This window comes from Streptomyces sp. BE303 (assembly GCF_036290945.1).
In the GTDB taxonomy this organism is placed as follows: Bacteria; Actinomycetota; Actinomycetes; order Streptomycetales; family Streptomycetaceae; genus Kitasatospora.
This window is the reverse complement of the sequence record NZ_JAQYWZ010000373.1, coordinates 1-730: the sequence shown is the minus strand read 5'-3', so window position 1 is coordinate 730 and position 730 is coordinate 1. Positions and strand designations below refer to the sequence as shown.

Sequence of the window (730 nt, the reverse complement as noted above, 5' to 3'; positions counted from 1 at the left end):
CCGTGGTGAACGGCCCTGGGGCCGTGGTGGTCGCGGGCCTGGAAGCCGAGATCGACGCCGTTGCCGAGGCTGCGGGTGGGCGGGGCTGGAAGTCCAGCCGTCTGCGGACCAGTCACGCCTTCCACTCCCGTCTGATGGAGCCGATGTTGGAGGTCTTCAGCGCCGTGGTGCGTGGGTTGACCTTCGCCGAGCCTTCGGTCCCGGCGGTGTCGACGGTGACCGGCCGCCCGGTCGGTGTCGGGCAGTGGTCGGACGCGGAGTCCTGGGTCGACCAGGTCCGCAAGCCGGTCCGCGTCGCCGACGCCCTCGCGGCCCTCGACGGCGTCACCAGGTTCGTCGAACTCGGCCCGGACGGCGAGCTGTCCGCGCTCGTCCAGCCGCCCTACGCAGTCCCCGGCCCGCTCCCCCCCCGACCGCAGGAGCTTGAACGCGGAGGTCGGCAGCTCGCCCGGTCGCTCTCCCCAGTCCAGCGCCGCCGAGTCGACCGCGACGCCGAGGACGCGCCGGGTCGCGAGCGCCGTGAGCACGGTGGTGACTTCGTCACGGTCGCGGCGCACCAGCGGCGCCGTGACGGCGTCGGGCTGCTGCACGAGCGCGGACAGCACGCCGTCCGGGCCGAGTTCGACGAACCTGGTGACGCCGTCGAGGGGCATTAAATTGGGGGGGGGGGGGGGGGGGGGGGGGGGGGGGGGGGGGGGGGGGGGGGGGGGGGGGGGGGGGGGGGGGGGGG

The 730-nt window shown here is 75.8% G+C and carries 1 protein-coding gene; it reads left to right on the top strand.

All coding sequences use genetic code 11. The features are described from left to right. On the top strand, positions 1-656 hold a 656-nt coding region (locus PUR56_RS06225; RefSeq protein ID WP_329948155.1), incomplete at its 5' end, for an acyltransferase domain-containing protein. Positions 657-730: the final 74 nt, after the last annotated feature.